This is a genomic window from Streptococcus sp. 9.1 (assembly GCF_016648815.1).
Lineage (GTDB): Bacteria > Bacillota > Bacilli > Lactobacillales > Streptococcaceae > Streptococcus > Streptococcus salivarius_E.
In genome coordinates, this window is record NZ_JACLQS010000001.1 from 1 (window position 1) to 14,113 (window position 14,113).

The following is a 14,113-nucleotide window of genomic DNA, read 5'->3' on the forward strand; positions in this document are numbered from 1 at the left end:
CTTCGCTACGTTAACATGTGGGACAAGAAAGATTCATACCCTGGTATGCTTTCTGGTGGGCAAAAACAACGTATCGCAATTGCCCGTGGTCTTGCCATGAATCCTGAACTCTTGCTCTTTGACGAACCAACATCAGCCCTTGACCCAGAGACTATCGGTGACGTGCTTGCGGTTATGCAAAAGCTTGCCAAAGGTGGCATGAACATGGTGGTTGTTACCCACGAAATGGGCTTTGCCCGCAGTGTGGCTGACCGTATCATTTTCATGGCTGAAGGTCAAGTTCTTGTAGACACTACGGATGTGGATGGTTTCTTTGACAATCCAACTGAACCTCGTGCGGTTCAATTCCTTTCTAAGATTATCGATCACAACTCTGATAATGTCCAAGTGGATGCCTAAGGAGGTTGCCTATGATTTTCAAAAAAATCTTACGTTACCTAACTGTTGCAAGCTTGGCAATACTCACTATTTTTCTTATCACGAGTCACAAGACTAAGGCGGAAGACACTAGTAAGCTTTTTGATAGTAAAGCAGTCCAAAAGATTGTTAAGCGAGGGACACTCAATGTCGGTGTGAAGCAAGACGTTCCTAACTTTGGTTACTATTCTGCTAAGACTAATACCTACGAAGGTATGGAAGTTGATCTTGCTAAGAAGATTGCTGATGAGTTAAAAGTTAAAGTGAATTATATCCCAGTAACTACGCAAACCCGTGAACCACTTATGGATAACGGAACTATCGACTTGCTTATCGCTACTTATACCATCAATGATGAACGTAAGGCTTCTTACGCTATCTCAACTCCTTACTACTATGACCAAATCGGTTTCTTGGTTCTTAAAGATTCAGGTATTAACAAAATCTCAGATTTGAATGGTAAGACTATCGGTGTTTCTCAAGGGGCGTCAACTAAGGCTGCTTTGCAAGAATACGCTTCAGCTAATAACCTTAAGTTCAACTATGTCCAACTAGGATCTTTCCCAGAATTGGCTGTTTCTCTTTACGCTCACCGTGTAGATGCTTTCTCAGTTGATAAATCTATTCTCTCTGGATATGAAAGTAAGAAAACTAAAACCTTAAAAGAAGGTTTCAAAACACAAGAGTACGGTATTGCCTCAAGCAAGTCTAACCAAGAGTTGATTGATTATACCAACGATTTGATTGCTAAATGGCAAAAAGATGGTAGCCTTCAAAAACTCTACGATAAGTATCACTTGAAACCAGCTAAGGCTGAAGATAAATAGAAAGGAGTCCTGAATTTATGTATCTTTTAACTGAAACGGCTAGTCCTTTCGCTCTTGAACGTTGGGCTGCTTTCTTCGCTAACTTTGGGCAATTTGCCAAAGGTTTCTTTTACACCCTTGGTATTTCAATTGGTGCCTTGATTGTTGCCCTTCTTCTTGGGCTTATCTTTGGAGCTATGAGTTCGACTCACAACAAGGCCCTTCGTGGCATTTCACGTGTTTATGTCGAAATCTTCCAGAACACACCCTTGCTCGTGCAATTTGTGGTTGTCTTCTATGGGATTTCAATCTTGACTGATGGTCATGTCATGATTCCAATTTCATTGACAGCTATCCTTTGTGTGGGTGTCTACACAGGAGCCTATATCTCTGAAATTATTCGTACAGGTATCGAGGCAGTTCCTAAAGGTCAAACCGAAGCGGCTTTGTCTCAAGGATTCACCTACGCTGATACCATGCGTATCATCATCTTGCCTCAAGCCGTGCGTACTATCTTGCCACCATTGACCAACCAAGTGGTTAACTTGATTAAGAATACTTCTACAGTTGCCATTATCTCTGGGGCAGATATCATGTTCACGGCTAAGGCTTGGGCTTATGATACCACTAACTATGTGCCGGCCTTTGCTGGGGCTGCCTTCCTCTACCTTATCATGTGTTTCCCTCTAGCTACATGGGCACGTCGTAAAGAAGAAGAGAATAAGAAAGCGTACTAAGGAGGTCCACTATGTCAGAAGTTTTATCAGCTACTAACCTTAAATTCTTGGCACAAGGGATGTGGACGACTCTTTACTTGTCTTTCTTCATCATCGTGCTATCTACCCTGTTCGGAACTATTCTGGCGGTGATGCGTAACGGAAAGAATCCTATCCTTCGTTGGATTGCTTCTATCTACGTTGAGTTCGTCCGTAACGTTCCTAACTTGCTTTGGATTTTCATCATCTTCTTGGTCTTCCAACTCAAGTCAACTGCGGCAGGGATTACCTCTTTCACGGTCTTTACCTCTGCTGCCTTGGCGGAAATCATTCGTGGGGGACTGAACTCTATCGACCAAGGTCAAACGGAAGCCGGTTTGTCTCAAGGATTTAACAACAAACAAATCTTTATTTACATCATCTTCCCACAAGCTATTCGTAAGATGTTGCCATCTATCATTTCTCAATTCGTAACAGTTATCAAGGATACTTCTTTCCTTTACTCTGTTATCGCCTTACAAGAATTGTTTGGTAAGAGTCAAATTTTGATGGGTGGTTACTACGAACCTAGTCAAATCTTTACCTTATACGGTATTGTGGCTTTAGCTTATTTCGTGGTTAACTTTGCTATTTCTAGCTACTCTCGCTACCTCTCTAAACAATGGGAGCAAGCTAGTGAATAAACAAAAACTCACCTGCGGGTGGGTTTTTGTTTTTCTAGATACTAAAAACGACTCCAACCGGAGTCGTTTTTTCATTAATTCACCGTTACTTTCCCTGAATAATAATCTAGGGTAATTCCCTGTTGGACATTTGGAACGAAGACGTTGAACTCAAGCGAGCCATCTGCTGACTTGGCTTCAAGATGTGATCCTGATGGAATCAGGTTATCTCCTTCATAAATGAGGGTAACGCGATAACGGACACGTTTATTTTTATCTTGAGCTTTTCGTACCAGGCTTTCATAATAGTTTTGGCCTGTGGAAGTTTCGCTATTAGCTTGGTTAGCCCAAGCAGTTTGAACGGCAATATTTTCTGGATTTGAAGTCGAGGCATCAAATCCTTTGAGACCACCTACAAGTGCATAACCTAACAAATGGCCTCGGTCTACGGCATGGCTATACTCTCCTGAAAGATTGTGAACTTGATGCCATCCAGCTGGTGTCCAAGAAGTTGAGCCATTCCCTGTTTCTTGACGATTTTTGTACTGTCTGGTCGCTTTACTTAACAAGGCATTCGCAACTGTAGGAACCGTTTGTCCTTGAACCGTTTTAACTTGGTTATTAGCGTAGGGTTGGCTAGATACCTTAGCATTAAGATTGGTTTTATTACCGTTAACAATATAGGCACCAGCCCCATTCCATTCTATGGCGTTTCCTAGTTGACTCTTGACAGAGCTGGTCATCACCGTCTCTGCGAGTTGCTCTTGTGGCGTAGACTGCCCACTTGTTGAGCCGTTTGATTTGACGTAGTTATTGGATTTTCCCGAGACTAGACTAGCTACCTGCTTGATTGGATTGTTAGGTGAGAGCTTATTACTCGTTCCAACGTAACCTAAAACTGCAATCAAAACCGCTATCAGTAACGAGACTAGCTGACGTTTCTGTTTATTTGTTAAAGATGTCTTTCTTTTTGCCATTGTTCTCTTTCTTTTATATGAATGTCATGACTAAAGGAGCGGGATTACTTCCCACTCCCTTTATTTTCCTGTAAATTTAGCAACAATTGCCTGCCAAGTTTCTGGTTTTAAGATGCTTATTGGATCCTTGCCCTCTCCTAAAACAGCATAGCCAACCATCAAACCGATAGCTAGAAAAGCAAGGCCAATCACACACACACTCAAAACAAGTAATAATTGACGAAAAACATAGCCTTTACCAGTTTCCATACTAAGCCTCACTTACACGTGAAATATTTGCTCCTAGTTTAGCTAGTTTCTCATGGAATTGATAGTAACCACGATCCAAGTGTGTTAATTTACCAACAGTCGTTGTTCCTTCAGCTACCATTCCTGTAAGAATAAGTGCTGCTGAAGCTCGAAGGTCAGTAGACATAACCTGAGCACCTTGAAGTGGCAAACCACCGTGAATCATAGCCGTGTCACGAAGGATTTCTGAATGAAGTCCCATACGACGCATTTCTTCCAAGTGTTGGAAGCGATTCTCAAAGACAGTTTCAATCATGGTTGATTCCCCGTTTACCACTGCCATAAGTGCTGTAAATTGAGCCTGCATGTCAGTTGGGAAACCTGGGTGAGGTAGAGTTTTAACGGTTACTGGTTTCAATTGAGAAATATCAGATTTAACACGAATGCCACCTTCTTCTTCCTTAACATCGACACCCATTTCCAATAATTTTGAAATCAAAGGACGGTTATGTTCCCAGATAGCATCTTTGATGAGAACATCTCCAGAAGTCATAGCTGCCGCTACCATAAAAGTACCGGCTTCAATACGGTCCTGAACAACCGCATGTTTAGTACCATGGAGAGCTTTAACACCTTTAATCACGAGCGTTTCAGTTCCAGCACCTTTGACGTCTGCTCCCATCTCGTTAAGAAGGAGGGCCAAGTCAACAATTTCTGGTTCACGCGCAGCATTTTCAATGGTTGTAACACCATCAGCCAAAGTTGCTGCCATCATAAGGTTTTGAGTGGCACCAACAGATGGGAAGTCCATATAAATAGTTGCACCTTTAAGGTTTTCTGCTGTCGCAGTAATGTCACCACCAACTTGGGTAATTTTAGCACCCATTGCTTCTAAACCTTTGAGGTGGAGGTCGATTGGACGACTACCAATCGTACAACCGCCAGGCATTGAAACCTTAGCGTGACCATTACGGGCAAGAATAGGTCCAAGAACTACGATTGACGCACGCATCTTGCTAACATACTCGTATGGTGCTTGATCGAGAATTTCTCCACTAGCATCAACGACAACGGTATTATTTTCCTCGTCAAAGTCTACAGCAATATCTAAACCACGAACAACATTATTCATCGTGTAAACATCTGACAAGATTGGAACATTAGTTAAGGTTGTTTGACCTTCTGAGGCCAAGATAGTCGCTGCCAACAAAGGGAGGACAGCGTTTTTAGCACCTTCAATGACAACCTCACCACTTAATCGAGTGTTGCCACCCTGCACAATAATTTTATCCATAAGGATTCCTTTCAAGGGTCATTTTCATCTTTTTGTATTATATCAAAAGTCTTTTAAAATCACTAATTTAAGAAATCGAGCTAGCCATATTCTGTCCAAAAGCTAAAACCGCCAGAACAAAGGAGCTGATAAGGTAGCCTAAGGCAATACTGATAAAGAGCAAAAAGAGTTTCAATTTACCAGTATTTTCAATCGGATTTTTGATGATCTTCGCCCAATCAAAAAGGCTAATCAGCATTTGGTAGCTCAATCCTATAAATACAAGGTGACTCGCCAAAGTGACGAATTGATTAATAATAGTCATAGTTTCATTATACCATAGAAAGCTAAGCTTAAACATAAAAAGAGGGTGAGACAGTTCTAAATCTGTAATCATTTAGTGACCGCTCCCACTCCTCTTCTCTTTATTTTTGAAGCTACTAGATTAGGCATAGTTTAAAATAATCTAGTGCTTATCTTACACTCCCTAGGAACTGATAATTTGAGTTATGCTACTTAGTCTTCATAACCGTTTGGGTTAGTCGTTTGCCAACGCCATGAATCTCTAACCATTTCTTTCAAGGTCTTCTTAGCTTCCCAGCCAAGGACTTCTTTGGCCTTTTCAGGAGAGGCATAGCAAGTAGCAATATCGCCAGCACGACGTCCTTGAATACGGTATGGGATAGCAACCTTGTTTTCAGCTTCGAAAGTCTTAACGAGATCCAAAACGCTATAACCATGTCCAGTACCCAAGTTGAAAATCTCAGCACCTTTATGACTCAAATTATATTTGACAGCAGCCAAGTGACCTGAGGCCAGGTCAAGAACGTGAATGTAGTCACGCACACCTGTACCATCTGGAGTTGGATAGTCATCCCCAAAGACGTTAAGCTCAGGCAGTTTACCGATAGCTACTTGTGTAATATATGGCATCAGGTTGTTTGGAATACCGTTTGGCAATTCCCCAATCAAACCACTTTCATGAGCACCGATAGGATTGAAATAACGAAGATTTGTGACTGACCATGACGGATCTGAAGCAGCTACGTCTGTAAGAATTTGTTCCATCATAAACTTAGTATAACCGTATGGGTTAATAGCTGACGTTGGCATATCTTCCGTCATTGGAGAAGGATTATTAGTACCGTAAACTGTTGCACTTGAACTGAAGACGATGTTTTTAACATCATATTCTTTCATTTTTTCAAGAAGAGTAATGGTACCACTGATATTGTTTTTATAATATTTCAAAGGTTTTTGAACAGATTCACCCACTGCCTTGAAGGCCGCAAAGTGAATAACTAACTCAATATCTTCATTTGTGAAAACCTTATCCAAAAAATCAGTATCTAAAATTGATCCTTGATAAAATGGAAATTTTTTACCTGTAATCTTTTCCAAACGTTCAAGTACTGCTGGTGAACTATTTGAAAAGTCGTCAACTAAGACTACATCGAAACCTGCATTAAGGAGTTCAACGGTTGTGTGGCTACCGATATAGCCAGCCCCTCCTGTAATTAAAATAGACATTTATTTTTCCTTTCTTACTTGCCAGTGCCTTTTTGATTCTTTTGAATCGTTGCTAATTTAGGCATGACTTCTCCTTCAAAACCTTTCATGGCAAAATGAACCGAAGGCTCTTGTGTCATTGGAGATAGAATTCCTAGCTTCACTTGATAGTTCTGATCTTTAGAATAGGCGAAACTTGCCTTAAGTTCAGTTGTTTGATCTGGAAGCAATTCTGACAAACGACAATCAAGTTGTTGGGCTTGAAGAACCTTACCATTAGCATTACACAAGTATAATACCACAGGCCAATCCCCATATAAAGGGGCAACCCCAGAATTTTCCAAATTAAGGGTAATTTCAACCTTGCTCTCTCCTTTGGAAATTGTCAAACCTGATACCCAGAGACGGTAGCCCATGTTCTTCAAGAGTTCCTTATAAGCAGCTTGCCCGTCACCAATATCTTCAGCAACCTTTGGACCCAAGAAGGTCAAATGAGCTGCTTTGGCTTCATCTGTAAGCTCGTCTAAGTTATTACCAAGCAAAGTAGACATAGACTGCGAACTTGTTAATTCACCACCGATTGGTGCTTTCTCCCAGGCCTTAGGCATGGCTTTCAAGGCAGCTTGCTCTTGGGTTTGATCATATGATCCACCATTTTGAATCCAATTTAACCAGGTTTTAGTTGCTGATTTGTCTCCAAAGACATCATTGTAGATTCCAAAATCACCTTCCAAACCTGTATCAAAAGGTCTTCTCATAAGAATCTTTGCTTTAGGAAAGGCTGGTTGAAACGGAGCAATGTAGTCCTTACGAACTTCTTTTCGTGGCAATTGGCGAATGCCCGCATCTGAGTGAACATGCCACTCACCCCAGTGGCCTAGGCCACCAAGCTCGATGTAGGCGATAAAATCATCATTGCCCCAACGCTGTCCCATAGCAGTAACAGCATCTTTATAGTATTTTCTAAGCCGTTTATTTTGGTAATTTGGTGAAAATCCCTTACCGTAGGATGTGCTATAAGCATCCCCAAGGTCAGAAATTTCATTTCCCAACCAGTTAGGGATATCCTTATGACTTGATTTGCCAGGGTAATCTAGCAAGAAACGTAAGACGACCTGCTTGCCTTCTTTCTTCCATCGTTTAAACTGGTTACTTTCTTCAATTGTTTCCCAGTTATAGTGGCCCTTTTTAGGTTCCAATTCTTTCCATGTAATATCAACATAGACTAGGTGAATGTCTTCAGAAACTGTTTTTTCTTCAGCTGAAGGGACATAACCCATGAGCGGATTCCCAAAACTCTTGTCTGAAAGCGTATATTCAAACTTGGTACCTGTGTTTCTGGTATTTAAATACACAAAAATGGCATAAAGACCACTCGTAATGATGATTAGACAGATGACGAGCCAAAGTTTCTTCTTTCGACTACTCCAACTTTTCTTCTCACGTCTTCTAGCCATGGTATTCGCCGTTGTATTGGATCAGCGTAAGGTCTTTGACACCTTCGATAGATTTAATGTTTTCAACGAAGGTAAGGTCGTTATTTTTCACAAAGACTTCAATAGCCATCTCAACACTGTCTTTTCGCATAGTTTCAGACTTGATAAAGTGCTTGATGCGACCAAGTTCTTGAATAACTTTGTCACCTGTGTGCTCACCATCAAAGTGAACCACAGCGATATACACCTTACCAGTCTCTTGCAAGCGGCTAAAGACAATAAGCATCAGTAGGATAACGATAGACGTTACAACGGCTAGGACATACATACCTGCCCCTACCGTAATCCCTGAGGTAATTGCCCAGAAAAGATAGAGCAAGTCCATAGGATCCTTAACTGCAGTACGGTAACGGACGATAGAGAGGGCACCGACCATACCAAGTGAGATAACGATGTTTGAACTGATTGCCAGTGTTACCATTGACGTAAGCAAGGTCATACCGACCAAAGTCATGGCAAAACTGCGTGAATAAATAACGCCTGTAAAGAAATGCTGGTAAACCTTATAGATAAAGGCTCCAATCAACAAGGCAAGTAGCAAGACGATAACAATACGAAACGGTGACTGCGTCGCATAGTTATCAGACTGCAAAATAGATTTTTTTATAAAGTCTTGAACACTCATAAATTCCCCTTTTTATACTAAGTTCTTCCAAACTTAGCACTTTTCCGATTTATATATTCCCATCTTCCCAGTATTCAAAACCATTTAGATACTGAGATTTTTCATAAGCCAATACGTACTTAGAGACAGCCATCATGTCTGCTTTCCCTGGCAAGACACTTTGGACAATCTTTGGCAGATACTCTGTATATTTAACTTCGAAAACCATCTTTTCCGGATCAATGACTGGAATTGTTGGTAAGTCCGGATCAAAAATATCAAAACTTCCAACCGCTACTCTGACATTTTGGTCAAAGGTTAAGCGAACTGTTCCAAAGTCATAAACCCACGGCTCTCGTTCATAATCAACGATGGTCCGTGGACGCATCATGTTACTAACACATTCATAGTAAAATTCCTGACAGAGAGGATAGGGACTTTTCAAGAGAAAGTCATAATCCCCATCAATGATTTTATAAAATTCTTCGACAGTTAGTGGTGCATCCTCTTTCAGAATGTAGGTATCAACCTTTTTCTTACGCTCTAGCTTGATACTATTGGTCCCGAAATTGTAGATACGAATCCGATATTTTTTACGAACCAGAATACCTGCATCTTTTTCAGCATAGGCACTATTCCAATAGTCGTCAAAGTAAAGACTTCGAATGGTATAACCACCATTTGTCGCATGCTTATCCAACTGAATCAAATGTTTGAAACGCTCAGTCAACAGGGCCTTTTCTGGTTCACCAATGACGTATTTCAACTCATGGCGAAAGGGCTTCTCTTTAGTCTTCATAACCATCTACCCCAATTTTTCCATCTTCGAGGACAAAGAAGCTCATGATACCAAATTGTTTAGAGTTATCACTATTGACATAGTAGTCAAAGGCACGTTGTGATTGTCCAGCCTCATTAGTTGCAGTCACACGTACGAAGTATTGTCCCTTAGGCAAGGTATCTGTTTCAGCACTGAGGGTCTTGAGACCAGATTTTTCAAAGACCTTGTCTTTAAATTCATAGTCCTTAGCTAACTCAACTGTGTAAGTCAACTTGCTGTTATTGAAGTCGTAAGAGGCACCCCAACTTAATTTCAATTTGTTATTGGCTACTTCCGGCTTATTGATAAAGAATGGTTGTGGTTTTTCAAGACTTGTTTTATAAATCTTGTAGTTGTTCTCCAACTCATTTGGCAAATCTGCCAAAATCTTGTCGTAATTGTCAGGAGTTGTCTTAGCATGCATTTGGTCAGGCATCTTAGCTAGGTAAGGTCTAATGACTGCTGCGTATTCATTACTCATAGAAGTAATCTTATCACCAGTAATCGTCTTACGTAGCTCATCCATCTTCTCATCTAGTCCCTTGCGGAACTCTTTTGATTTGAGCAAGCGTTGGAAAAGTTGGTTCCCCCAATAGTTGCTGACACCGACTTCCCAGCTATTGGCTTGGTCGCTGTCTTTACTTACCAAACGACGTTCATTCTTCATCAAGATACTATCGTTATCCCAAGGAATGATGTACCATTTGGTTGAGTTTTGTGGGCTGTAGAGATACATGTTACGACTCTGTGTATCATCGTTACCAAGTAACATCTGGAAGGCCATCCAATATTGGATATTCTCAGGATCTACATACTTGTCCATGATGGTTTCAATCTTCACCGATGGATCGTTGAGCTTGGTTAGAAAATCAATAAGTTTGGTGTGATCATGGCTACCTTTGATTTCCAAAAGTTTCTCGAATTTATCCTTGTCGAATTTAGGATCTTCTTCTTTAACAATCGTATCTTCATAGCGGAAGAATTCGAAGAAGTTTGGTTTATAAAGGTTGGCATTTTCATCCAGACCATGATCTTTCAGATAGTTTTTGTTAATCTGTTCGACTTGCGTGTAGAGACCATAATCCTCAAATTTACCTGATGGATTGTCAGAGGTTTCATCCTTAACGTAGAGGTGAACAAAACTTGTTCTAGCACCCATGAGTTGAGGAATTTCTTCCATTAGGTCATAGGACAACTTATTTCTAAAGCGAAGGGCTTCAGTCTGGTGTTTGTTAAGGTTAATGGTACGTTGGCCGTTCCACTCGCCCTTGTTCTTTTTAATCTTGATTTTATAGTTCTTTTGGGCGTTCTTACTTGAACTTTCCCCACGAATCTGAACACTGGCGTTTGGCACGTCCTGATCATAACCCAACTCACCAGACACAGGACCGTACTCATTACCAACTTGAAGAAGACCTGCTACTTGGTATCGTTTAACACCCATCTTCTGATAATCTTCAACAGAATATTGGTTGACCTCAGACCATGAGTGATTTTGATTTTCTGTAGCATCTCCTCGACGTACAGTCAGGTACATGGTCGTTACCTTGGTATGATCTTTATCATAGAGACTCTTTTTGTCTCTTAAGTGTACATTAGAGATATCAGTGGCCGCTTGTTTATCTACTTTTTTAGTTGTCACACCGTTTTTTGTCTGTTCCTTGGTTCCACATGCTGTAAAACCAAATACCGTACAGAGCAACAAAACCGCTGCTAAACTCTTTTTCCTATTCATTTCCCCCACCTCTTTTGTATGTTTTCTAAACGCTCAGTCCATTTTTCAAAATAGCCCACGTCTTTCTTAGATACCATGGTTTGGCTTCCTAAGAAATGATACTGAAGATCACTTGTGTATTTATCGATTTCCTGACCACTTTCGATGAAAAGAACTAAAGAAGAAATCAGGAAGGCATAGCCTAGGAAGGCTGAGTCCAAGAACTGAGAACCAAAACTCAAAACTACTGTCAGAATGGCAAAGTGTTTGGCAAGCTTCTTGGCACCCTTATAATCTGCAAAATACATCAAAAGCAAGATATTCACATTACCTACAGCATAGAGACCATAAGCTAGACATAGCGTTAAGAAGTAACCATGCATTTGATTGTTAAAACCAATTGGTAAGTAAGTCAAAACCACGCTTCCGAAGAACATGATGAAAATTGTCGCTAGCAATTGTTTCCAAAAAACATATTTGAGCTCATTACTCATGACATCCAACATTTGGGTTTCAGCTTCCTGAATATCCGAAAGACTTCCCTCTTCATTGTAGAGCTTAAAATAACGTCGGAAATGCGGATAGAAGGAAACCTCGACAGACATAACGAAATTAAGTGTTGATACTAAAGTCGTTAAGTAGGCTAACATGGCCGGCACATCGTAGACTGGAGCTGTACGGAAGAAGCCATCAAAACTCTTACTAATTGGTCCAAACCAGTTAATAACAATATGAGCAAAGAGGGCCACCAACATGTAAAGTCCAGTCTTGGCAAGATCTGAAAATTGATCAAACCATTTCAAAAACTCAAAGGACATTTTAAGATTAGATGGGAAATAATCATGGATCAGACGAACCATCCAAAACATCATTCCACCGTATCCCAAACAAACACTTAGGAATATACCATACTTTTGATGTAGGAAAATACTAAGTAACCCAGAGACAATCGTCACACCAATCGCTAAAAAGAAACCTTTGATAATTTCTTTATAGGATTTAATCGCTGTCAAATAGGTAATCACATTCCAAACAAGACAAAGCTCACCAAAGAGCAAAACACCCATAGCTACTTCTGCTAAGCTTCGGCTAGCCAAGGCTAGATAGAGCGCATACAGTGGTGTCCCAATCATAAGCATCAAGGCACTCGACGCATAAAATGAAGGAATAATAGTCTCAAATTTCTTCTCGTAGAGCATATCCGCAACAAAGCGGGTTACCACCAGAGAAAAGAGACTGGTAATCACGAGAGAAAAGATGATAGCGTAGGTTAAGTTCGAAAGAATATAATCACGCTCATTTTCACTGATTCCCGCTACCATTGTCAGAACAACAACACCAGCTGTAAGTAAAATCCCCAAAAGCATAGGGCCGGTATACACAATTCCAGCATAAGCGTAGGCCTTTTGTTTTGAAAAAAGGCTATCCTCATTGTAAATTTTACGTAATTCAAATCCAATACCGGCCATTAAACAGCCACCTCCTCATATAAGCGTCGGTACTGACCAATCATTTGCGGATATTGATATATCGCTTCAACACGCTTACGCGCAATTTCACCCATTTCAAGCCGTCTTTTATCATTAATCGCCATCTTCTTCATAGCTTCTGCAAGAGGCCCTGTACAAGTAGGTGGTGCACAAAATCCTGCAATCCCTAGATTGTCATCCTCACGACCTTCTAGCAATTCTCGACAACATCCGACATCTGTCGTCACACAAGGACGACTAGCCGCCATTGATTCCAAAACAGAAAGTGGCAAGCCCTCAGAAAGACTGGTCAAAAGCGTAAAATCAATTTTCTTCATATATTCTCGAATATTAACACGACCAGTGAATAGGAGACGATCTCCCAAATCCATCTTATCAGCCAAACTAAAACACTCATCCGCATATTCTTGGTCATCTATACCACCCATGATATGCAAACGAACGTTTGGCACCTGCTGGGCCAATTCGTAGAAAGAATATAACATGGTTTTAATGTCCTTGATTGGAGCCAAACGAACCACAGCTCCGATATCAATCCAACCATCCGATTCTTTCAAAGGAATTTGAGAAAAAGCATCATAGTCAATCCCGTTTGAGATAACCTGACATTTCTCTGGGTCACACCCCATCTCAATCTGAATTTCCTTGGCCTTCGTAAAGAGGCTGGTAATTTTTTCAGCATTTTGATAAATCGCATCAGACAACATATAGAAGAATCTTACCCACTGATGGCGCATTGTAGGTAAAACCCACTTCGCACGAAGCAACTCTTCTTCACGTTCACGCGTATAAATCCCGTGTTCAGTTAAGAAGAGAGGTTTGTCATAGGTCAAACTTCCCAAAGTTGCAAGAATACCACCATAACCTGTAGAGATTGAGTGGTAAACATCTGCTTCAGGAGGTGGACAGGATAAAATATTTAAAAGTGGAAACAGCATAGAACGGATCGTGTGAAAAACATCTGAAAAAGATAGCTGCGTGTAGCGTTCACTACAGAGATCCTTCAAGACCTGAAAAAAGGCCTCACTACTCAAGAGATCGTTAGGAACGACCTTACCATCCTGTAAAAGTTTAAACAAGACTTTCCAATCAGGTTGTTGACAAAAAACCATATCTTTAAGCGCTTGTTTTTCCTCATCTGTAAACTGATGTGGCTTTATGTCTTCTTCTTTATCTGGCACAACATAGTCCAAAAAGACTTCGTGTACTTCTACGACATTTTCAGGAAGTTCATAAACAAACTTTCCCTTTTGCTCATGCGTTGCCCCCACAACCCAAAGAACAAATTCATGCTCTTTCATTTCTGTAATATATTGATGCATCCAAGTAGAGACACCACCGTGAACATACGGATAGGACCCTTCAAGAATTAAACATATCTTCATCGGCATTTTCCCCTAT

The 14,113-nt window shown here is 40.7% G+C and carries 15 protein-coding genes; 4 read left to right on the top strand and 11 right to left on the bottom strand.

Annotated elements, in window-relative coordinates; all coding sequences use genetic code 11:
- The 4 genes from H7T93_RS00005 to H7T93_RS00020 all read left to right on the top strand — a co-directional run.
- Nucleotides 1–399 (top strand): ATP-binding cassette domain-containing protein (locus tag H7T93_RS00005; RefSeq protein WP_142917855.1); only part of this gene is annotated, 399 nt, incomplete at its 5' end.
- A gap of 11 nt (nucleotides 400–410) precedes the next feature.
- Entirely contained in the window at nucleotides 411–1,244 is an 834-nt protein-coding gene (locus tag H7T93_RS00010; RefSeq protein ID WP_060775855.1) for a transporter substrate-binding domain-containing protein, read from the top strand.
- A gap of 17 nt (nucleotides 1,245–1,261) precedes the next feature.
- Nucleotides 1,262–1,960: an amino acid ABC transporter permease gene (locus tag H7T93_RS00015; RefSeq protein WP_155213477.1), complete on the top strand. Its 699-nt coding sequence runs from the start codon at nucleotides 1,262–1,264 to the stop codon at nucleotides 1,958–1,960.
- 11 nt (nucleotides 1,961–1,971) lie between these two features.
- The gene (locus tag H7T93_RS00020) at nucleotides 1,972–2,622 is read left to right on the top strand and encodes an amino acid ABC transporter permease (protein ID WP_021145490.1); all 651 of its coding nucleotides are present in this window, start codon (nucleotides 1,972–1,974) and stop codon (nucleotides 2,620–2,622) included.
- A 74-nt stretch (nucleotides 2,623–2,696) separates the two neighbouring features.
- Here H7T93_RS00020 and H7T93_RS00025 read toward each other — a convergent pair whose 3' ends face one another.
- The 11 genes from H7T93_RS00025 to pelF form a co-directional block, all read right to left on the bottom strand.
- Nucleotides 2,697–3,578, bottom strand: a complete 882-nt coding sequence (locus tag H7T93_RS00025; RefSeq protein ID WP_038675882.1) for a DNA/RNA non-specific endonuclease — start codon at nucleotides 3,576–3,578, stop codon at nucleotides 2,697–2,699.
- Nucleotides 3,579–3,638: 60 nt separating this feature from the next.
- Nucleotides 3,639–3,827, bottom strand: coding sequence for a DNA-directed RNA polymerase subunit beta (locus H7T93_RS00030; RefSeq protein ID WP_013990684.1), 189 nt, complete (start codon nucleotides 3,825–3,827; stop codon nucleotides 3,639–3,641).
- A gap of 1 nt (nucleotide 3,828) precedes the next feature.
- Nucleotides 3,829–5,100: a UDP-N-acetylglucosamine 1-carboxyvinyltransferase gene (murA, locus tag H7T93_RS00035; RefSeq protein ID WP_038675881.1), complete on the bottom strand. Its 1,272-nt coding sequence runs from the start codon at nucleotides 5,098–5,100 to the stop codon at nucleotides 3,829–3,831.
- Between the two features lie 67 nt (nucleotides 5,101–5,167).
- Entirely contained in the window at nucleotides 5,168–5,404 is a 237-nt protein-coding gene (locus tag H7T93_RS00040; protein WP_037603973.1) for a DUF1146 family protein, read from the bottom strand.
- A gap of 191 nt (nucleotides 5,405–5,595) precedes the next feature.
- Complete coding sequence (gene galE / locus H7T93_RS00045; RefSeq protein WP_195917784.1) at nucleotides 5,596–6,609, bottom strand: UDP-glucose 4-epimerase GalE; 1,014 nt, start codon at nucleotides 6,607–6,609, stop codon at nucleotides 5,596–5,598.
- A gap of 14 nt (nucleotides 6,610–6,623) precedes the next feature.
- Complete coding sequence (locus tag H7T93_RS00050) at nucleotides 6,624–8,045, bottom strand: DUF4832 domain-containing protein (RefSeq protein WP_201041551.1); 1,422 nt, start codon at nucleotides 8,043–8,045, stop codon at nucleotides 6,624–6,626.
- Nucleotides 8,038–8,709, bottom strand: a complete 672-nt coding sequence (locus tag H7T93_RS00055; protein WP_002890827.1) for a DUF4956 domain-containing protein — start codon at nucleotides 8,707–8,709, stop codon at nucleotides 8,038–8,040. Before H7T93_RS00055 ends, H7T93_RS00050 begins: the two co-directional genes overlap by 8 nt.
- 49 nt (nucleotides 8,710–8,758) lie before the next feature.
- The gene (locus H7T93_RS00060; protein WP_002883511.1) at nucleotides 8,759–9,487 is read right to left on the bottom strand and encodes a polyphosphate polymerase domain-containing protein; all 729 of its coding nucleotides are present in this window, start codon (nucleotides 9,485–9,487) and stop codon (nucleotides 8,759–8,761) included.
- Nucleotides 9,477–11,243, bottom strand: a complete 1,767-nt coding sequence (locus tag H7T93_RS00065; RefSeq protein WP_207185595.1) for a CotH kinase family protein — start codon at nucleotides 11,241–11,243, stop codon at nucleotides 9,477–9,479. The genes H7T93_RS00060 and H7T93_RS00065 overlap by 11 nt, the downstream gene beginning before the upstream one ends.
- Nucleotides 11,240–12,691, bottom strand: coding sequence for an exopolysaccharide Pel transporter PelG (gene pelG / locus H7T93_RS00070; RefSeq protein ID WP_060972704.1), 1,452 nt, complete (start codon nucleotides 12,689–12,691; stop codon nucleotides 11,240–11,242). The genes H7T93_RS00065 and pelG overlap by 4 nt, the downstream gene beginning before the upstream one ends.
- A complete protein-coding gene (gene pelF / locus H7T93_RS00075; RefSeq protein ID WP_201041552.1) occupies nucleotides 12,691–14,097 on the bottom strand; it encodes a GT4 family glycosyltransferase PelF in 1,407 nt (468 codons plus the stop codon). Before pelF ends, pelG begins: the two co-directional genes overlap by 1 nt.
- Nucleotides 14,098–14,113 lie beyond the last annotated feature (16 nt).